At 37.8% G+C, this 22,047-nt stretch carries 12 protein-coding genes and 1 pseudogene; all 13 read left to right on the plus strand.

The features are described 5' to 3' along the window. The first annotated feature begins 315 nt into the window (after positions 1-315). On the plus strand, positions 316-3,399 hold the full coding sequence (locus tag JCM10512_RS00055) for a SusC/RagA family TonB-linked outer membrane protein (protein ID WP_044159185.1): 3,084 nt from the start codon (positions 316-318) through the stop codon (positions 3,397-3,399). 13 nt (positions 3,400-3,412) lie between these two features. Then, positions 3,413-4,189, plus strand: a complete 777-nt coding sequence (locus JCM10512_RS00060) for a RagB/SusD family nutrient uptake outer membrane protein (RefSeq protein ID WP_081741159.1) — start codon at positions 3,413-3,415, stop codon at positions 4,187-4,189. Further along, positions 4,147-5,157, plus strand: a complete 1,011-nt coding sequence (locus JCM10512_RS00065) for a RagB/SusD family nutrient uptake outer membrane protein (protein WP_044159191.1) — start codon at positions 4,147-4,149, stop codon at positions 5,155-5,157. Before JCM10512_RS00060 ends, JCM10512_RS00065 begins: the two co-directional genes overlap by 43 nt. Before the next feature lie 18 nt (positions 5,158-5,175). Continuing rightward, positions 5,176-6,627, plus strand: a pseudogene (locus JCM10512_RS24480) (SusC/RagA family TonB-linked outer membrane protein); the annotation flags it as partial. A 17-nt stretch (positions 6,628-6,644) separates the two neighbouring features. Further along, a complete protein-coding gene (locus tag JCM10512_RS24485; RefSeq protein WP_158332157.1) occupies positions 6,645-8,294 on the plus strand; it encodes a SusC/RagA family TonB-linked outer membrane protein in 1,650 nt (549 codons plus the stop codon). 12 nt (positions 8,295-8,306) lie between these two features. Beyond that, a complete protein-coding gene (locus JCM10512_RS00075) occupies positions 8,307-9,542 on the plus strand; it encodes a RagB/SusD family nutrient uptake outer membrane protein (RefSeq protein ID WP_081741163.1) in 1,236 nt (411 codons plus the stop codon). Next, entirely contained in the window at positions 9,473-10,132 is a 660-nt protein-coding gene (locus tag JCM10512_RS00080; RefSeq protein ID WP_244436791.1) for a RagB/SusD family nutrient uptake outer membrane protein, read from the plus strand. Before JCM10512_RS00075 ends, JCM10512_RS00080 begins: the two co-directional genes overlap by 70 nt. Before the next feature lie 21 nt (positions 10,133-10,153). Beyond that, a complete protein-coding gene (locus JCM10512_RS22290; protein WP_148298200.1) occupies positions 10,154-10,369 on the plus strand; it encodes a hypothetical protein in 216 nt (71 codons plus the stop codon). 2 nt (positions 10,370-10,371) lie between these two features. Beyond that, a complete protein-coding gene (locus JCM10512_RS00090; RefSeq protein WP_044159201.1) occupies positions 10,372-12,033 on the plus strand; it encodes a carbohydrate-binding protein in 1,662 nt (553 codons plus the stop codon). A 244-nt stretch (positions 12,034-12,277) separates the two neighbouring features. Continuing rightward, positions 12,278-13,954, plus strand: coding sequence for an alginate lyase family protein (locus JCM10512_RS00095; RefSeq protein WP_148298201.1), 1,677 nt, complete (start codon positions 12,278-12,280; stop codon positions 13,952-13,954). Positions 13,955-14,077: 123 nt separating this feature from the next. Continuing rightward, on the plus strand, positions 14,078-15,256 hold the full coding sequence (locus JCM10512_RS00100) for a glycoside hydrolase family 43 protein (RefSeq protein ID WP_394354186.1): 1,179 nt from the start codon (positions 14,078-14,080) through the stop codon (positions 15,254-15,256). A 639-nt stretch (positions 15,257-15,895) separates the two neighbouring features. Next, positions 15,896-18,454: a DUF1349 domain-containing protein gene (locus tag JCM10512_RS00105; protein ID WP_148298202.1), complete on the plus strand. Its 2,559-nt coding sequence runs from the start codon at positions 15,896-15,898 to the stop codon at positions 18,452-18,454. Between the two features lie 201 nt (positions 18,455-18,655). Continuing rightward, the gene (locus tag JCM10512_RS23165; RefSeq protein ID WP_052517042.1) at positions 18,656-22,036 is read left to right on the plus strand and encodes an alpha-L-arabinofuranosidase family protein; all 3,381 of its coding nucleotides are present in this window, start codon (positions 18,656-18,658) and stop codon (positions 22,034-22,036) included. The last annotated feature ends 11 nt before the right edge of the window (positions 22,037-22,047 follow it).

Raw genomic sequence — 22,047 nt, forward strand, 5'->3', positions numbered from 1 at the left:
TGGGAAAAAACACTTAAAAAGTCGAACGCTTTTTAAGTGTTTTCCATTGGATTTTTAGGTATTAATGCGTCCCTGGTGTGTCCTGGACGGTGTGTTACAAAATATACCTATTCTTGTGACTAAACGTCCCTGTGTTTATTGTAGCATTCGTTTATATTTGTGTCGTTTCCGCGAGAAGAGATAATACTATGGACAAGCATTAATTTACTATGATGAACAATATTTGTAAGTGATAAGCACTAAGATCCATTTTACCTCTTTGGATAACAAAAAAATAGTAACAAAATACTTTTGTTTAATTTTAATAATAACATTATGAATAAAAAACGGTTTAGAATCAATCATTGCTGTAAGCATTTTGCTTTATCTGTGATGTTGCTATCCGCTTCTATGGTATATTCTCAGACGGGAATTATCAAGGGTAAGGTGGCAGATAGCAATGGTAAGCCACTTAGCGGAGTCTGTGTACAGGTTAAAGGGAAACAACAGTCTGTGCTGACAAATGAAAAAGGCGAATTTTCTATTTCAGGAGTGCTTAATGAAGAACTTACGTTCTTTCATCCTCATTATTATTATTCAACGGCGCGTTATAATGGAAAAGAAAAGTTTACTATTCAGTTAGATGATCGATATTTTGCATTTGATGGTACAAAACTTCCAACCAATGATAGTATTTTAGTTACTGCTGCTAAGCGTCAAGTCAATATTTTGCACGGTGAACAAAGTATAGAGGATATAGTACAATCATATTCAGAAGTGACAGGTAAACAATTGAATGTCTCTCCTTCTACTGTATTAATGGAAGGACTTGCAGGGCGTGTTGCAGGTTTGAATGTTATGACACAAGGCGGGGATCCGAATGGAGATGTGAAATACAATGTTCGTGGACGTGGGCAGAGGGTCTTGATAGATGGAATAGAACGTATGTATACTTCGATAGATCCAGAACAAATAGAAAGTATAACAGTTTTGAAAGATGCTCTTTCTACTGTTATGTTAGGACAACGTTCATCAGATGGAGTTATCATGATTACTACAAAGAAAGGACAAAGTGGTGCTCCACGTTTATCTTTTACAGCACAAACGGCTATTTCAACTCCTCTAAAATTACCGAATGTTTTGGATGCGGCATCATATGCAGAACTATACAATGAAGCAGAACGTAATGATTTGGGACAAAATTTATCAGGATATACTCCTAAATACGATGCTTTGGATATTGAAGCCTATCGCAATGGTACTAATCCTTATACTCATCCTAATGTAGATTGGTATGATCAAATTTTGAATCCTATTTCTACTCGTAGCCGGATAAATTTCAATGCTCAGGGAACAGCAAAAACAGTGCGCTATTTTGTTGATTTGGATTATTTGGCGGATAATGGCTTGTTTAAAAGGGATACAGAACGTAAATATAATAGCAATACTAAAATGGAGCGTTATATAGCCCGAGCTAATGCAGGAGTAGATTTAACTTCTTCAACTTTTTTACAGGTGAATTTAATGGGGCGTTTTCAGAAAAACAACCAAGGTGGTGCTAGCCCAAGTACTCTTTTTACAGCTTTGGCGTCAACACCTAATAATGCTTATCCTGTTTATACTCGTAAAGGAGAATATGCAGGTAATAGTAATATAAAAGAAAATAACTTACTAGCGCAGACAGTGGCTTCAGGATACAGTTTCACAAGCTATCGTGCCATGAGTATTGATGTTTCATTGAAACAAAAATTGGATATATTGACTCCAGGTTTATGGGTGAATGTTCTTGGATCCTATAATTCTTTAGGAAGTTATACCACTGATCGAACAAAATCTTTGATGGCATTCGATTATCAAACAGGAGTCCAATACGGTAGTATTACTAATCAGAAAGAGGAAGGTGATGCGAAAGACAGCTATCATGTTGTTTATTTAAAAGCTGCTGTCGGATATGATCGTAGTTTTGGACAGCATAATCTAAATGCCCTGGCTCTGGCTAGTTCTCAATCAACCTCTCGTATTTATTTTCAAAGAAGAAATGTATATGATGGTCGTTTGCCGGAACGGTATGCAGATTATGTCGGACGTGTGTCATATAATTATGATCAACGTTATTATGCTGAAATAGCAGGTGGCTATTCTGGATATAATTGGGTAGCTAAAGATCAGCGTTATATGCCCGTTTATGCATTTGGATTGGCATATAATATGGCGAATGAGTCGTTCATCTCAAATAATCTGTCTTGGTTAAGTCAGTTGAAATTGCGTGCCACTTATGGACGAACAGCACAAATAAATGATCAGACAGGTTATTTCTCTTATATTCAGAAATATATTGCTAATCAGAATGATATGTATAGTTGGGGGCAAAATGGAAGTCGTGAACAAGGAGGAAAAGAAGATGGTATTGCTAATCCTTTCATACATGCAGAAAAAGCAGATAAATTTAATCTTGGGTTAGATTTGGGATTCTGGGATAATACTCTGACTATAACGGCTGAATATTTTAAGAATAAATATTTTGACCTCATTGGAACTCGTGGAGGAAGTTCTGGTCTTTTAGGTGGAAGTTTCCCTAAAGAAAATCTGAATAAAACAAATTATTATGGCTTTGATTTTTCTGCATTGTATCAGAATCATATTAACAGCTTTAACTATTTCGTTAACGCAAATCTTTCTTTAGTACAGACTAAATCGGTTTATATTGATGAATTGCCGCAAGAGTATGCTTGGTTATCCCAAACCGGTAGAACACAGAAAGAATTAGGGGAAAAAGGGTTGACAGCTATAGGATTTTTCCAAAATTATGATGAGATAAATGATCCGAATGTGGCAGTTTATGGTAATCGTTCTGAAGTTCGTCCGGGGGATATCCGTTATAAAGATTTGAATAATGATGGAGTGATAAATGCTTTGGATGAGAGTTATATAGGGAGTACGAAACCTGATATCTATTATGGCTTGACGGCTGGATTCAGTTGGAAAGGATTGGATGCAAGTTTTTTGCTTCAAGGAGTTGCAAATCGTGTCACTCGGATGTATGGCGGATTTGAACAGCCATTTCAAAATAATGGTCAAGGCAATGCTTTTGTGCATAATCTTGATCGTTGGACGGAAGATAATCCAAATGCTAAATTACCTCGTGTTTCATTGAATAACACTAATAATTATCGTGCTTCTACTTTTTGGTTGAAGAACTCTAGTTATTTACGTTTAAAGAATGTGGAAATTGGCTATACATTGCCAACAGTATTGACTCGTCATATTGGTATTCCGTCTGTACGTTTCTTTGTGAATGGATTGAATCTGTTGACATTTACTCCATTAAATGATTGGCGGGACGATATGGATCCGGAGGCTTATGGTAGTACGTATCCAACTTTGAGAACTGTGAATTTCGGTGTTAGCATCAAACTTTAAAATCTTATATATTATGAGACATTTAATCAAATATTTATTCATGTTTGCAGGTTTGTCATTGTTATCTTCCTGTATGGATATCGGTTTGGAAGATGAACCGAGGGAGATTGCAGACTTAGACAATATCTTTGACCCTACAGATCCTGAAGGTGCTAATGCTCAACTTTGGGTCACTGGTATTTATGGTTGTTTGCAGGATCGTTTTCCCAGTGGAGATCCTAAGTTGTTGCTTGAAGTTGTTTCTGATGATGCGGTACCTTCTGCTATTGGTGTCGGACAGTGGCAAATTATAAGAAATGGTTATTCTCCGGTTGATACATATGATGATTGTTTTAATGCTGCCTATGAAGGAATTCGAAAAGCAAATATTTTTATTAATAATTATCAACGGGTAAATTGGAGAGATAAAGAGCTGATGACTTGGTTAGTAGGGGAGTCTAGGTTTTTGCGTGTCTTTTTTTATTGGACTCTTCTCCAACGCTATGGAGGAGTTCCTTTGATAGGGGATCAAGTATTTACTTTGAATGATAATCTCCAGTTGCCTAGAAATACGTTTGATGAATGTGTGAAATACATGGTAGATGAATTAGACGATATTAAGGATATGGTTCGTACAGAACTTCCTGTTTCTCAAAAGACAGGGACGTCCGATCCCTTCTTTGGGCGTGTTCGTACGGGAGCTGTATTGGCTTTGAAAGCGAAGATTTTATTATTGGCGGCCAGCCATTGCATAATCCTTCTAATGATTTGTCTAAATGGGGAAATGCGGCTGAAGCAGCGAAAGCTGTAATTGATTTGAAGGCTTATCAATTAGATAACCAGGGAAATCCAATTGGAGGAGGAGAGTCTGCTTTTCAATTAGAACCAGATCGACAAACATTGGTAGCAATTAACCATCGTTCAAATAAAGAAGTGATCTTTAGTCGGAATACAGGGAGTGATCATAATCGTTTTGCAAGTTATTGGTATCCGGTTGGTTTTTTTGCAGATAAAACCCAGGCAGAAGGAAGGATTAGTCCTACACAGGAATTGGTGGATGCTTTTGAAATGAAAAGTACAGGAGAACCTTTTGATTGGAATAACCCCGTTCATCGTGCTAATCCCTATAATGATCGTGATCCTCGTTTGGAACAAACTGTTTTTTATAACGGAATGAAATGGCGTAGTGAAACGGTAGACACTTATGAAGGTGGAAAGGATATCACGATGGAAAACAATGGGATTAAAACGGTAACAGGGTACTATATGAGGAAATTTTTGCCAAATGATCAAGGGCAGAAAGGAAGCGCCTTTCCTAGTTGTAACCCGGTTTGGAATTATATCCGTTTAGCTGATGTTTACTTGATGTATGCTGAAGCAATAAATGAAGCTCAGGATAGTAAGACGAATCGTGATTTGGCAAAAACTTATGTGGATCTTGTACGCAAGCGGGTAAGTATGCCTGTATTAAAAGATGATCTCAATCAGGCGCAGATGCGTGAAGCTATACAACACGAACGACGCGTAGAGTTAGCTTTTGAAGAACAACGTTATTTTGATATTCGGCGTTGGAAAATAGCTCATAAAGTTTATGGAAGTACGGACCAAAGTGTGAAGTTGCATGGGGTTACTATTACCCGCGATGCAGGTTCGAATTTTGTATATACTTTAAAAGTGGTGGCTACCCCATACTTTGATAATAATTCGATGAATCTATATCCGTTTAAAAGGGATGAAATTCTGACTAATGGTAATTTGGAACAGAACCCAGGATATTAATGCCTAAAGATATAAAATATGAAATCTAAAATAATAATTCTAATAATATGTGCTTTATTGGGTACTGTGAAGGCTTTTGCTCAGAATCGTACGGTTCAGGGAGTAGTACTTGACAGTAACAATGAGCCTATGATTGGTGCTACTGTTGCTGAAGTCGGTAATAATAAGAATGGTACAATTGTTGATATAAATGGTCATTTCCGATTAAATGTCAGTCCGGAAGCCAAGTATTTGGAAGTTAGTTTTGTTGGTTATATCTCTTCTAAAGTGGATATAACGAAGCAGAGTAATATAAAAATTGTACTTCAAGAAGATGTGAAAGGTATTGATGAAGTTGTGGTAGTAGGTTATGCTACTCAAAAGAAGATTACTGCAACGGGCGCTACCAGTGCTATTAGTGCTAAAGATATTCGTCAGATACCGACTTCTAGTATTCAAAATGCATTAGTGGGGCGTTTACCGGGATTTTTCTCTCAACAACGTTCAGGTCAACCCGGTGGTGGTGGAGAATGGGATCAAAATGATTTTTATATTCGTGGTGTAAATTCGCTAAATGGAGACTCACAACCATTGATTATAGTAGATGATATTGAATATACTTATGATCAAGTACAACAATTGGATGTAAACGAGATAGAAACGGTCACTATATTAAAAGATGCTTCAACGACAGCTATCTATGGTATTCGAGGGGCAAACGGAGTATTGGTTATAACGACTCGTCGTGGAAAATTAGGTAAACCTTCGATTAATGTTAGTGGTGATTTCGGAGTACAAAGTATTATTCGTATGCCGCATTATTATGATTCGTATACTTCAGCCTTGTTACGTAATGAGGCGTTGGTTAATGATGCTCATGGCACAAGTACACCACCTGAAATCCAATTTGATGAGAATGATTTATTCCTATTTCGGAATGGAAATGATCCTTATGGCCATGCGAATACTAATTGGACTAAAGAATTATTAAACAGGACGACGACTGCCCAACGGGCTAATATAGATGTAAGCGGTGGTACAAATGTAGTGAAGTATTTTGTTTCTTTTGGAGTATATAATCAGTCTGGTATGATTAAAGATCAGAAACCTACTGATGGTTATGATGATGTGAATACGAATTATAAATATAATCGAACTAATTTCCGTACAAATCTAGACATTATGCCTACGAAAACGACTAAAATCCGTTTTGACATGAATGGTCGTTTTGAAATGCGGAATCAACCTAATAAAACGAATATAACTGATGAGTTGGATAGTTATGAAAGGTTAGCTCCTTTCATGCCACTTAGAAATCCGGATGGAAGCTATTCCTATGCAAGTTATAAGGGAGGTAAAAATACTGTGGCATTAAATTCGATTTTAGCTAATACAGGTTATACTCGTAAAAATAAAAATGACTTTAATATTGTAATTGATGTAAACCAAGATTTAAGTGCCATTACCCAAGGGTTATCTGTAAAAGCTTTGTATTCGTATGCTGGAACTTGGGAAGAGAGCAGAGGCTTAGTCGTGACGCTGATAAACAGCTTCCTGCATTTTATTATGATTCGGAAACTGGTACTTACTCACCACGTAACGGACAATATGCACAATATGGAACTTACAGTCAGCGTACAGGGGTAGGAGGTTATACATCTACAACTACTTTGATGTTTTCCGGAGCTTATGATCGTACTTTTATTGATGCTCATCACGTATATGGTTTGTTATTATACAACCGCCGGAGTTATGTTTCCGGAGGAGCACTTCCACGAAATTATATTGGGTTGACGGGGCGTGTCGGATATGATTTTAAACAGCGCTATATGGTTGAGTTCAATGTTGCGCGTAATGGTAATGATATGTTTCAAAAAGGAGAACGTTATGGTATTTTTCCAGCGATATCAATAGGGTGGAATCTGGCAGAAGAATCTTTCTTTAAGAAACTCTTTCCTAATATTGACTTATTCAAAGTGCGAGGCTCATATGGTTTGGTAGGTACTGATAATAAAGTAAACAAGCCTGTAACGGAACAAGAATACTCTAGTAGTGGAGGAGGACCTGATTTTGGAGTGACTTCAGGGTTAGGACAATCGGGAACTATGCAGTTTGAAAGAGCTTTAGTTAATCCATATGTAACTTGGGAAAAGGAGCGTAAGACAGATATTGGTTTGGAGATAAATATGTTCAAGTCTCGTCTTCGTTTAACTGCTGACTATTTCTATAATTATCGTTATGATCAACTGATAGCACAGAATGGAACTTCTGCATTAATGGGACAATCAGTACCAGCTGTAAATAATGGAGAAACAGAAAATAGGGGTGTGGATGGAAGTATCAGTTGGCGTGATACAAAGAAAGGATTTACATATGGGATTACAGCTACCATTTCGTATGCTAAAAATAAAATTATATATATATCAGAATCTCCCAATTATCCTTGGCAAGCTCAAACAGGTCGTCCAATTGGTGTAGGTCTATATTACAAGACCGATGGTTTACTGACTGTTAATGATTTTGTTGATGTTGAAAAAGGTATTTTAAAAGAGGGTGTTGCAAAAACAAACTTTGATAATGCCGGAATTCCACAACCGGGTAATATTAAATTTGTGGATATGGATGGCGATGGAGTAATAACGGAAGCGGATAAAACGTATGCTGATAAGCCAAATTTGCCTACCACAACTTATGGTTTAGGATTAAGTTTCGGTTATAAAGGGGTGAGTCTAAACTTGCTTTTCCAAGGAGCTACGGATTATTCTGTTTATTTAGGAATGCTTGGAGGAGGTAATTATCGGGCAATGCACATGGATCGTTATACTCCGGCGAATGAAAGCCAGGAATATCCTCGCCTTTCGGTAATGGGGGGAAGTGGTGATCGTAACATAATGTCTTGGGGAACTTCAATGTCGGATTATTGGTTGAAAGATGCTTATTATGTTCGTTTGAAATCCGCAGAGTTAAGCTGGCAGATGCCTGAACAGTGGTTTAAAAATATTATAATTAAAGGTTGTCGGTTGTATGCTACTGGATTCAACCTGTTTACAATTAGTAATATCAATAAATACCAGCAAGATGCTGAAATTGGTTGTTCATTCGGACGTACTTATCCGAATACAATAAATTTCAATTTTGGTGCTCAATTATCATTTTAATTTTAGCTAAGTATGAAAACAATTAATATATTGAGATACTTATTCTGTTTTATAATTCTGGCGGGAACGATTTCTTCATGTGAAGGAGGCTTTTTAGACCAGAAAGTACAGGATAAGGATAACTTGGAAACGACATTCTCGGATAGTCTGAAAACCTGCAACTTCGTAAACGCTATCTATTATGGCGATGAACGAAATGGAAATATTGGACTGATGGGAGGAAATATGGCTCCGGCTTCTGATGAAGCTGATGGAGGTACCAGATTTGGTTGGTGTCTTCAACTTACAAATGGAGCGGCTAGTTCTGTTGGCGCTGCTAATACAGAGTGGGTGTCTGTTTATCAAAAACTTCGTAGAGCGAACATTTTCTTACAGAATATTGAACGCACCCCAATTTCCGCAGCATTAAAAATGCGTTTGAAGGGAGAAGTGCATTTCTTGCGTGCATGGTGCTATTATCGATTATGGCAATTTTGGGGTGGTCTTCCTCTGGTATATGACAAAGTATATCGTGTGGATGAAAAAATAGAGGAACCACGTGCGACTTTTGCTTCAACTGTTGATTATATGATAAGTGAATTGCATGAGGCGGCTCGTTTACTTCCTGTTGATTATCGGGTGACAGGTACTACAGATGCAGGTTATACGTATATTGCTGATCCCGGACAATTGGGGCGTGCTACTAAAGGGGCTGCTTTAGCTTTAAAAGCTCGTATTTTGTTGATGGCGGCAAGTAAGTTATATAACGGTGGAGGAAATATAGCAGGGGCTACGGCAGAGCAGATTGCATTAATTTCTTATCCGGAATATAAAAAAGAACGTTGGGAAGATGCTTTAGCAGCTATTCGTGAGATTATGAAGCCGGAATACGGGTATGCTTTGGTTGACGGAAAAACAAACTTGGAATACCCGGGGTGGAGCTTTCATGAAATATTTACGAGCCGATGGAATGAAGAGTATATTTGGACATTGCCCCAAGCAGGTAATAAAGAAATGGAAGGAATATTTGACCCTCCTTCCAGACGTAGTGAGATTACTTCTACTAATAGTCCCTTATTATTTCCTTTTCAAGAACTGGCTGATGCTTTTGGTACAGAGAATGGGAAGGCTGTAGGTGAGGACCATTATATAATCCTGATAAGCCTTATGAAAAACGGGATCCTCGTTTTTATTACACGATTCTTTATAATGGGGCTATGCGTAAGGATGGTAAAGATAATAAATTCAAACCTGTTTATACGTTTGTAAGTGATTCTTATACCACAGATGAAGAAAATGCAGGAGCAAAACGTGATGCCTTATATGCTAATTATGCAACTACTACAGGCTATTATGGTATGAAAATGTGTAATTATGAAGTCGTTAGCAATGGTAGTCTTGTTTCATCTCGTAGTTATCCTTTAATGCGTTACGCAGAATTTGTGTTAGGAGCAGCAGAAGCGTTGAATGAGATATTGCCGGCTCCGGATGAAGAAGTTTACGGGTGGTTGATTTCTATTCGGCGACGTGCCGGAATTAAATCGGGAACAGATGGACTGTATGGCTTGAAGGCTAATATGACACAGGATGAAATGCGGGAAGCTATCTATCAGGAGCGCCGGGTTGAGTTGGCACTTGAAGGTAATCATCGCTATAATGACATTCGGCGTTGGAAAGAAGGCACTAAATATTTAAGTGGGTTTAAACATGGCATTGAGTGGAGAAAGAAAACAGATGGTACGTTTACTTCTTATTCAATAGAAGTACGTCGTTATACATTTGATGAACGTACATATGTATGGCCGATACCACGTGTAGAAATAGTGAAGATGCCGCAGATGATTCAAAATCCAGTATAATTAATTAGATAAAATAATATTATGAAAAGATATATACAATCAATTGTATGGATGTTTGGCATGATCTTGTTAGTAGCTTGTCAGGCTGAAGATTTGGAAAGTACTAATGGAGCAGCTTACTGGGTAGAAGGCGTGGGGGATGGCACACAAGTAGTGCCCACTCCTGTTCATCAAAAGCTACAATGCATTTTACGGCTCTTTATGATGAACCGACGAATTCACTTACAGGTACTTTGAAAATGGAAAATCTGTGGGAGGACAATGAAGGAGACGAAGTGACAGCAATAGAATTTTGTGGTCCGGCGGAGAATGGAAAAACTGGAACCAAAATGAAAGGCATTATTACTAAATCCGGTTATGAGAGTAATGATTCTCAACGCATCTCATTAAGTGGATATTTGGCGTTGCTGCCTGATGAAGTAAGAGTATTAAAAGAAGGTAAGGTTTATCTGACTGTTCGTACTCGAAATTATCCTGATGGCATTGTCCGTGCACAATTAAAAACTACATTGGTTGATTCGTTCGATAAACCGGCAATGGTCAAAAGTCTTGCATGGGATGGAAATGAACGGATTATTATCGCGAACCCGGGTGATGAAATGCAGCTAAAAGTGACTGTATTACCTACTTATGCAACAGATAAGACTGTAAAATGGGAGAGCAGCGAACCAGGTGTGGCCACAATATCGGAAACTGGTTATCTGAAAATAACAGGTGATGGTAAGACAATTATCAGTGCTAGTACTGTAGATGGAAGTAATTTGAGAATAGAAGCAATTGTTGCTGTTAATTTTGTACCAGTTACGGATATTGATTTAGGAACGAAATTAATAAATCTTTTCATGGATGAGACTATATCATTAATGGAACCGGTTTATATACCTGAAACAGCTGACCAAAAAGAACTGGAATGGAAGGTTGAAGATGAAAGTATCATTAGTTTTGATGAAGCTACGCGTACGATTACTCCTCTTGCTTATGGAACTACTACAATTTCAGCTATAGCCAAGGATGGATTTGGTACGGTTTCTTCTCTAGTGGTCCGTGTAGTCCAAGAAGGTGTTGAAACTTTCTATATTCCAGCTGCTGATTTTAACCAGGGAAGTGGAGTTGGTACGGAAAACAGTAAAGATACCGAGCAACCGGTTTTTGAAAAACAGGCAAATCGCATGACTAACGGCTCATGGATGGGATATGATAATTACCAGGTTGATTTGATGAACTGTGGTTCAATTGCTTTGCGTTATTCTTCACCTAATAATGGAAGCAAGGTTTATGTACGGTTAGATGATAGGGAAAATGGACCGACGGTTGCAGAATTTGATATAACGAGTACAGGTAACTGGACCAATTATAAAACGATTGAAACAACTGCATTAGATTTGACAGGTGTTGATCTTTCAAAGAAGCATACAGTCTATTTAGTTTTCCAAAATTCAGGAGGCTATGCATGTAACTTGGTATGGATTGGATTCAAACCTGTGAAGAAGTCGGAATCTTGTATTGGTGCAGCTTATTTTACGACGGGAAATGCCGGAACGGAAAATAGTAAGGATACGGAGGAACCTGTCTTTGAAAAGCAAGCCAACCGTTTAGGAAACGGAACTTGGATGGGATATGATAGTAATCCGTTATATATGCAGAAGTATACAACCGTTTCTTTGCGCTATTCTTCAGCTAGTAATGGCGGTAAAGCTTATATTCGTTTGGATGACAAAGACAATGGCCCCACTGTTGCGACATTTGATGTGGCAGGTACTGGAAACTGGAGTAATTACCGGACAATAGACACTACACTTAATCTGGATGGAGTGGATTTAGGTAGAAATCACGTAGTCTATATTATTTTTGAATGTAGTAGCGGGTATGTATGTAACTTAGTTTGGATTTGGTTTAAATAATAAATTTTACGATTATGTTTACGATAAATACATCTTTATTGAAAAAGATACGTGCATTTGCACTCATGTTATTGGGTTGTTCGGCAATGGTCGGCTGTGAAATGAATGATATAATGGAACCACCAAAGCGTGGGAAATACCTACGGCTCCTGGAGAGATTAATCGGTTGGAAGGGGATATCATATCCCCGACCTCCGGCCTGCGACATCCGGGTTGTGGTATTAATGCCGAGTTACTTAATAATATGAAGAAGGAGTATGATGCGGGTAGCCAGTTATATGAAAAGTTTGCGAATTCACGATGGGCTAAGATTACTTATAAACGTGATGAAGTGACGGGTGAACTAAATGAATTAGGACATGAAAATGTGGGAAGAGGCAGTTCTAATGAAAATCGGACAGATTATGAGTTCGATTGTCAGGCTGCTTTATATCAGGCAATCCAATATTATTGTACAGGGATAGAAACCTATGCGGAAACTGCAACTGCAATTATTCATGGATGGGCAACAAAACATAAGAATTGGGTAGGTTCTGAATCTTATTTTTTAGCGCAGGGAAATTCTTGTGATTTAGTGGCAGGAGCGGAAATCTTGAGATATACTTATCCGAAGTGGACCCAACAAAATACGGATGAACTTATCAAATATTTGGATGAAGTGGTGGATCCTTTGGTGAATATTATGGTTGGACAACCATTGCGTGCAGCTAATCAGGGAGCTATCGATTTTAACGGAGCCATAACTCACGCTGTCTTTAAAGATGATAAGGATAAATTTGAAAAGTGTCTTTATGCTTTTCAATATGATGGAATGTCAAGTATATATAATTTAATTTTGCCTAATGGTCAAAATGGTGATTCCGGACGTGATTCCGGACATGCTAGAGGATTGTTGAGTGCTTTGACAAATGCTGTTGAAGTAGCATGGCAGCAAGGATATGACTTATATCGGTATCCTAGTGCGGAAGATGCCCGTTTGTTAAGAGGATGTGAGTATTTCTGTAAATCTCTTCTTCAAGAAGGAGATCCGAATTGGATTCCGTTTGGAGGTTATGGAGCAGCCTTCCCTGCAGTAGCTACTGGCTTGGTAACAGATGGACTTACTTGTTTAGATATTGCTTATATGCGTTATAAACAGACATTTGGCATGGATTGCTCATGGATTGAACAGTATCCTTATAAATGGGTAGATGCAAATTCTTTCTTTTATAAATATGCTAGTAATGTTACGATAAAAGTGCCGGAATACATACAATCCTTACCAGCTTTTAAGTCTTTCACTTATACTTCTCTTAATAGTGCTGATTTGCAAGTTGTTACTATTAATGTAGATCCTTCAAAACCTGCTCCTGTGGTTGAGCGTAATGGAAATGCAGGCTCTCTTTCCGGTTACGGAACTTGGACGGATGATTTTAAGAAAAAAGATGATTCATTTACTTTCTTATATATTCCAATCACAGGAGATGGTTCGTTCAAGGTGAAGATTACTGGATGGGATAAAGAGATAGATAATGCTAGTGTCGGAGTTATGGTGAGAGATTTCTTGACGAAAGATGCAAACTTTGCAGAGGTCGGCTGGAGCCGTAAATGGCAGAAAGTGAATGATACTGATCAATGGGTATCTGCGCCAACTACATCAAGAAGCAGGAATGGCAGTAATGTAAGTAATGGTAGAGATCTGGATGCATACCAACGAGAATGGCCTTATTGGTTCATTTTAGAACGTCGCGGAGATAGGATTGCAATAAAGGCTTCTTCAAAGGATCCGGATGCAGAGTATTGGATTCCTAAAGGTGAGTGTATCATGCCTAATAATGAAACTCTTTACTTTGGGATATATGTAGCTCCTAAAGATGATTCGAAAGGTCCTTTGAAGGTATCTTTCTCTGATCTTCAGATTGGAACTTTATCAGGTGAATAACGTCATACATAGATATATACATAGTTATTATCTCTTCTCATTTGCTTTTGGTGACTGTCGCTGTTATATGCGACAGCACAGAAAGCTTTTATATGGGGAGCAGCAAATAAAAGACTATTTAAAATAAAAAATATGAATAAACTGACAGCATTGTTTTTTATTGCACTTTTATTTTTCTCTTGCGGAGGAAAGAAAAATAATTCGAATTCGGAAAATATAGATGCACAAGTTACCTATTGCAATCCGTTGACGGATTTGGACGGCAAGCCTATTACATTTGGTGATCCGTTTATATTGCATGCAAGTGACGGGCGTTTCTATATGTATGGTACTTCTGACTACACATTTCTCGATTATAAATGTTATTCAAGTGACGATCTTGTACATTGGAAGAATGAAGGCTCTTGTCTTATCCCGCAAGACAACACTTGGACTACTGATGTTTTCTGGGCTCCAGAGGTTTATGAGCGTGATGGAAAATATTATATGTTTCATAGTTCTAACTGGAAAAACAATCCTGATAAAGAATTGGAGAACTTTCGTTTGGGTGTAGCCGTAGCTGATAAGCCTACCGGACCTTTTATTGAAATGTATGATGAACCTATTTTTGATTCTAAGTATCCAATAATTGATGCAAATATTTACTTTGCGGAAGATGGACGTATATACTTCTATTACTCCCGTTGTTGTTATAAACATCCGGTTGAAAGTGAATTAGCTGCAAAATTGAAAAAGGAAGGAAAGGCGGATGAGATACAAGAAAGTTGGATTTATGGGGTAGAAATCAAATCTGATTTCAGTGGTATTATCGGTGAACCGATTCTGTTACTTTGTCCTCCGAAAACATTGGCTGACAAACAATCTTCTTGGGAAGATCTTTCTGCTTTGGCTGGTGAAGGTGAAGCAATTCGCCGCTGGAATGAGGGGTCTTACTTATTTAAATATGGAGATACATATTATATGATGTATTCTTGTAATTTTTGGCGCGGGCAACACTATGCCGTAGGATATGCAACCTCGAAGAGCCCCCTTGGTCCGTTTGTCAAGGCAAAGAATAACCCTGTGCTAGAAAAAAATGTAGATCAAGGCGGAAAAGTATATTGTACGGGGCATAATATGGTGTTGACATTGCCGAATGGAGATATGTATTGCGTTTACCATGGGCGTACTGCTGAAACGGATAGTATCACAGGGGATGCAAAACGAGTGGCGTTTATGGATAAAATGGAAATTTTACCAAATGGGGAATTAATTGTATATGGTCCGACAACAGAACCGCAACCAGCTCCAATAATCCGATAAAATGGATATTTTTCAATGATGAAGGATATGCAGAAAAATGGAATATTAAATGTAATTTCAAGCCGTTAAAAAGGGAGGGAGAGGTGAAAGGAAAATAAATTGCTTTAGTTTACTATTTGTAAAATGAGAAATAATATCAATTTGCAAGAATAAGTGGAATTTTGTATCTGTTTATGTGCAAATTTGATTGTATAGTCTATTAAAAGTCTGTTTCCCTCTAAAATATGATTTTATTGTGGATTCTGGATTTGAACTCCATATAGCTGATAATAGAGCTTAATTATTCCTTTCTACCTCTTTCTCACCGATGGAAGTAGGGTTGGTCGTGAGGAAAGAGATACTCCTCACCGACCAATGCAGTATTGGTTTAAAACCAAAAACTTTATTCTTGCGTGAAAAGATCTGCTTTTCCTTTCTATTTATACGTTTTGAGGGTAATAATGCATATTTATAGTGAATATTTATACGCAATTTTCTCTATTTGACTATTTTTTCTTCGCTTTATCAACCGGAAAATATTAAAAATAGAACATATTTTTATTTATGTTGATATACTAAAAGAGGGGGGGAATTCTAGGGGATTTATTATATTTGTTCGTACAACAGATATATGATAATTAGATACTATCTATCATTGCTATGAAAATAAAAATATTTTTGTTAGGGTTATGTTCGTTTGTTTGTTGTATAATGACAATAACGGCTCAAGTGACTGATGTAAAGCATCCGGGGGTTCTTTTTAATATAGAAGATTTAGAAAGAATGAAGAAGATGCGGTTTGTAGAACCATGGAAAACTGGATATGAAGAACTTTGTAAGAAGGCACATAAAATAAGTGCGCCTGATTATAAACCAGGGGAAGGTTGCGTTGAGGTAGGGCGTTCCCCATATGTAAATAATGCTACTTATCGAATAGAAATGGAAGCCGCTTTAATGCAGGCTATTCAGTGGTATGTGACTAATGATGAGAGATATGCTCGAAATGCCATGACGATTATACGCAATTGGAGCATTAAACATAAAATATGGATTGGAGCGGATGTACGTTTAGAGGTAGGGCCAGGGGCAAAAAATCTAGCTGCAGCGGCGGAAATTATGAGATATACTTATTCTGGATGGACAGAAATGGATACTTATAACGCTATCAAATATTTTAAAGAAGTATGTTGGCCTTGCTTGGGTGGGACTAAAGACGGAAAACTTCCATATTTGTCTCCGGCTAATCAGGCTGCTATGGAGTTGACGGGAACATTGGCTATTGCTATTTTCTGCGATGAGGCAGTATGGTTGAATAATGCTGTCCAGGCTTTACGTGAACATCCTTCAGGAGGTATTAAACACAATTCATTGTCGAATGGCCAAGTGTCAGATTTTGGACGTGATCAAGGACATGCACGGGGACAGATCGGGGATTATATATTATGCGCGGAAATAGCCTTAAAACAGGGAATAGATATTTATTCTGATATGCAAAATAGATTGGGAACATGCGCGGAATATTATGCAAAAACAAATTTAGGATATCCTGAAGTCTATATTCCGGCAGGTTGTGTTTATGATTATTTTCCTACTCCTTATTGTGCTTTTAATGTGCGTGCTATTGCGCTTGAAAAACCGAATATACGTCAAGACTTTCTCCGTGCACTTGAACTTTGTAATGGGTTTTATGGTGAAAAAGCGAAAAAAGACTATCCTTATATACAAGAGTATAGAAGTAAGTTGAAAGTCGGTGCAGAGACTTTTCTTTTTCATAAGCCAGAGAACTATTCTCCAAAGATAACAGTACCTTTACTACCTTTGAAGGAATATTATCCGTTATTGTATATGGCCGAGTTAAATGTGACGGAAATTGCAGTTGATACCAATTTACAGCCTGCTGCTTTAAGGGCTGATAAGGAAGGAATATGGACTTTGTCCGGGGCTGGTTCGGATACTCAATTGGATATGGGTAACTATGCGTGGACTGATATGAAAGGTGATGGAGCATTGGTAGTCCGTGTTACTTCGTTAGATGAAACAAATCCGGAAGCTTATGCCGGTTTGATGATTCGTGAATCTTTGAGTCAGGATGCCCGAATGGCAATGGTTTGGATGAAGTCGGATAAATGGCAGATTGGGTTTGGGCGTAGAGAGATAGAGGCCGGAGAAATTATTCGTATTTTTCGGGAAAATGGTTTCTTCGCTCCCTTTTGGTTGAAGTTGGAACGTCGTGGCAATGAACTATCCGGTTATTTATCTCCGGACGGAATTGTTTGGACCTGTTGTGGTTATGGATATGTAAATATGCCTGAAGTAGTGAAGGTTGGTATTTTTTCTACTTCCGGAAAAGAAGGGGTAGTATCGTTCGCTTCTTTTGACAACTTAGGTATAGGAGATAATGAAAAGAAACCTGTACAGAAGAAGATACAAGTTGTTGATTTTTTGAATAAGCGACACTTTGGGGCGATTTCATTGGAACAGGGTGATGTAGAGTTAGCTAAAAGCTCTTCCGGACTTCCTGTGAATTATAAAATAATGAATCCTCGTATAGCTAAAGTTGTTGATGGGAAGATTCGTCCGTTGCGTGCAGGAACAACTCGCATTTGGGCTTACCAAGAGGGTAATGAAGAATATGGAGCAACAGGACGTGTCAGCTGGGAATTAGAAGTGAAGAATAAATATTTGATTAAGAACGAACTGGAAGAAGGATTCTATTTTATCAAATGGAATAATAATTATATTGATTTTGTTGATACAGATTGGAATGATGTTTATCTTGCCAATGATAGTATACATCCATATCCGGAGTTTGTTCGTGTTTTTCAGAATGAGGAAGTAAAACATCGAGAGAGGCAGATATGGTATGTTAAGAAAATATTGGTTGATAAAAATGAAGGGCTATATCGATATAAAATAATAAGTGTGACAGATAAACGTTATATTGATGAGCAAGGGAATATGACTGAAAATAAATTTGCAAATCAGCATGCGGTAAATATCTATTATAGCAAACCGCGTGATGCGTACGCAATTCAAGCAGGTACAAAAGAGGGGTTATATTGGAAAACCTTTGGTGATTTTTATAGTGGTCATAGAGAATTTAGGGTGAATGGACGTAATGTTGGCTATCCTGAGGTATTTCCATTTTTGTTCTTGAAATTAAGCGATTGTGATTTACAAAAATATAATATTGATAAGAATATAAACTATGATAAATAAGCAGAAAGGAATGGGATTAGAAAAAAATACTCGAATGATAATGAATAAAATTATAATATTCATATTATTTCTATCGTTAGGATATTATGTGCAAGCACAAGAAGTATCATTGCGAAAGATAAAGTAAGATTCGAGGAAATTCGTTCAAAAGCAGGATTTATCCATCCGGGTATTGGATGTACTGTAGAAACGTTGAACAATTTGCGGGATGGAGTCTTGAATGGACAATCACCTTGGGTTGATTATTTTGCAGGACTGAGAAGGTCAAAATATGCAGGATTGGATTCTCAAATGCATAAGTGTGAGCGCATATTGAATAATGGCGGTATTGGCGCATTTGCTGATGATGCTCAACTTGCTTGGACACAGGCGATACTTTATGTTGTGACGGGTAACGAGGCATATCGTAGAATTCCGCAGGAATTGATAAAGTGGTATGGCAGTCGTGACGATTTCTTCCCTCGTGCTTTTCCGGATAGCCATATTAAATTGGGAAAATATGTATATGTATTTTGTGCTGCCGCTGAAATAATGCGTTATACTCTTCCTGTTGATAAAGAATTGGCTGTTACAGCGAATATGCTTACGGATTTTGAACAAAATTGTATTCGTCCTATTCGTCGAACCATTTTGGAAAACAAAGGCTATTTTATGAACCAGCATACATACGCTTTGGTTGGATATGTGGCAGGTGCAATTTTAGCAGATGACCGGGAAGGGTATGAAGATGCAGTTGAAATGACTACTGTTAATAAAGACGCACCCAATCAAGGGTTTAATGGGGCTATCAAAGCTGTTTGTCGTTTGATAGACAAAGATGCTGTTACAGGTGAATTAATAAAACCTTATGTGCAACTTATTGAAATGGGGCGGGATGAAGCACATGCTTTTGGGAATGTTGATAATTTAAATTTGATAACTCGCATGATTGATTTACAGGGAACAAAAGTGGATCCTGTATCTGGGCGAGTAACAGAACATACGAATGCAGTAAGAAGCAGTAGCTTTTTGAATGATAGATTGTTGGAGGCTGCAGAATATTTCAGCCGTTTTAATATGGGATATGGGATAAAATGGACACCTGTTTTTTCTTCTTTGGGGGTGAATCCTAAGATTTATAAGAACATCAGTCCGGAATATCGTGGACGTGTGGATATGAATGGATATCCTGCCTTTTTTTATTGGTTTCGTGGATTAGGATATGATTTGGAAAAATATCCGGCGTTGAAAATTTCGGCATTAAGAGCTATTAAATCTCAAAGGAATCGAGTAGGAACGGGAGAATTTATAAATACTCTTCATAATTATAATTTTGATTTCTTTATCGGACTCCCTAAAGCTGCTGCTATAGGAACACCGGATTTACAAAAGGCTCAAAAGGTTTTGGCTGTTAATATGGGTAATTATAACATGTCACCAAAAGGAATTCGCCAGGTAGAAGACTTATATGTAGATTTATCTGCAATTAAAATTCCAGGAACCTTTTATCCTCATTCGAATAATGATATTCCGTTAGAAGTCAAAAAAGAGCAGGAACGTACATTTGTGAGAATGTGCTTACAGAATGGCGTGCCACGTACTATGGTAAATTTGGAAGGAAGCATGAGTTGTCCGGTCGGGAAGACTGGTATTTTGATACGATCGGATGCACCAGTACGTATTGATTTGCACAATGGCGAGGATTATCAGAAAAAACATCCGGTTTTGTCATCAATTTATGTTCCTGATACCAATGGAGAATGGAGATATGTTATTTTTGAACGCGATCCCAAAGTTATAACTAACAGTATGTTTGGTTTTTCTTCATTACTATATTTTAATGTTCATCCGATGGAGGAAAATGCTACGGTAGACTTTGATCTTTTTAATAGTAATAAAGAGGATATTCAGCCTATAGAATTGAATGTGCGGTCGGGAATGGATAGGTTATTTGTTTGTTTGGGACAAACAATAGAGAAAAAATATCAAAACCTTTCAGACGATTCTCGACAAACATGTCGTTTTTGGGCGCAAGGGTTACCAGAAGGAGCAAGCTTTAACAGAGAGACCGGATTATTGTCTTGGAAACCAAAGACAAAAGATTTAGGGCTTCATAAAGTTTATGTGGCAGTGCAGAATGGTATTTCTACTTCCATGATTCCGGTTGAAATTTTTGTAGGAAAAAATAAAGATGAAGTGGTAAATCGTATTACACAGCCGTATGATCTGGCGACTAAAGATTATGTTGCCTGTGGAAAAGAACAAGTTGCATCTGCTTTAAAAGAAGTAAAAGAGGCTAGACAAGGGAATGTGATGAAAGCTTTTAGTCGTTTACAAGCTGCAGTCAGTAGTCTGCAATTACTGAATCCTTGGTTGTTGGGAGAAGAGGGCTCTTTAGACTACACTAAAACTTCTATTAGCTCGAAGGGCTTGAATATTTTTGTATATAGCAATGGAGATAATTATGATTGTGCCGGGATATTTGGACCCCATAAGGAATTTGTATTAGATTTTGGTGAAAAGTTTAAAGTAAAAGTTGATTCTTTTGGTTTACAATCAAGAGCAAATTTCCCGGATCGCGTAAAAGAAACTATAATTTTAGGGTCAAATGATAGTAAGAATTGGAATCTGTTGACTCAATATCCGGCAGGGGTTGATGAGGATATGCAAGTGATTCCGGTAAAGGCTGATGAAAGAAAGAATTCTTATCGTTATTTGAAAGTTCACATGCCTAATAAGAAAGGGACTCCCGGATTGTTAGACCTTAGTGAATTTCGTATATATGGCAGGCGGTTGGAAATGCTTCCTGTCCAGCCCGATAGTTGGACCGTCGATGTGCGTCGTGTCGGTGCAGAAATTAATAAAAATATGTATGGTGTTTTTTTTGAGGATATAAACTTTGGAGCAGATGGTGGCCTATACGCTGAACTTGTAAAGAATCGTTCTTTTGAGTTTCCTCATAATCCTTTGAATTGTTGGATGACATTTGGTTGTGTGACTGCTGAAACTGAAAATCCGTCTTTTATCCGATGTCCTCATTATATACGGTTGAATACACTAAAAAGTGGTTTACATGGTTGTGGATTGATTAATGAAGGCTTTCGTGGTATAGGAGTAAAAGCGGGAGAGAAATATATATTTTCAGCTTGGATTCGACATCGGGAAGGGCAGAAACTGTCATTGCGTGTACATATTCAAGATAAAATGAAGCATGAACGCATAGCAGCAAAAGACTTTGAATTACCTCTGGATACAAAAGAATGGACTAAAATCTCTTTTTCAATGGAGGCTGCTAAAACAAATGCCCATTGTCGGCTTCGGATTGAATTGCTGGGGCGTGGAGAGCTGGATATGGATCATATTTCTCTTTTCCCGGAAAATACGTGGTTGAAACGTCCGGGAGGGTTGCGTGAGGATTTGGTGCAAACGTTAGCAGATTTGAAACCGGGAGTATTTCGTTTTCCAGGAGGGTGTATTGTTGAGGGTGATAATTTGGAGAACCGTTATCAATGGAAAAATTCTGTTGGTCCGGTGGAGAATCGTCCGATCAATGAACTCGCTGGGCACGTTGGGGAGGCAATGATGACTACTATCAATCATTAGGACTTGGTTTT

Origin of the sequence: Bacteroides reticulotermitis JCM 10512 (assembly GCF_000517545.1) — a bacterium.
Classification (GTDB): Bacteria; Bacteroidota; Bacteroidia; order Bacteroidales; family Bacteroidaceae; genus Bacteroides; species Bacteroides reticulotermitis.

Bases quoted from the DNA above. Each gene is read 5' to 3' on its own strand.
- JCM10512_RS00090 (WP_044159201.1), top strand. From the start codon at position 10,372: ATGGAAAATCTGTGGGAGGACAATGAAGGAGACGAAGTGACAGCAATA.
- JCM10512_RS00075 (WP_081741163.1), top strand. From the start codon at position 8,307: ATGAAAACAATTAATATATTGAGATACTTATTCTGTTTTATAATTCTG.
- JCM10512_RS22290 (WP_148298200.1), top strand. From the start codon at position 10,154: ATGAAAAGATATATACAATCAATTGTATGGATGTTTGGCATGATCTTG.
- JCM10512_RS00105 (WP_148298202.1), top strand. From the start codon at position 15,896: ATGAAAATAAAAATATTTTTGTTAGGGTTATGTTCGTTTGTTTGTTGT.
- JCM10512_RS00055 (WP_044159185.1), top strand. From the start codon at position 316: ATGAATAAAAAACGGTTTAGAATCAATCATTGCTGTAAGCATTTTGCT.
- JCM10512_RS00095 (WP_148298201.1), top strand. From the start codon at position 12,278: ATGAAGAAGGAGTATGATGCGGGTAGCCAGTTATATGAAAAGTTTGCG.
- JCM10512_RS00060 (WP_081741159.1), top strand. From the start codon at position 3,413: ATGAGACATTTAATCAAATATTTATTCATGTTTGCAGGTTTGTCATTG.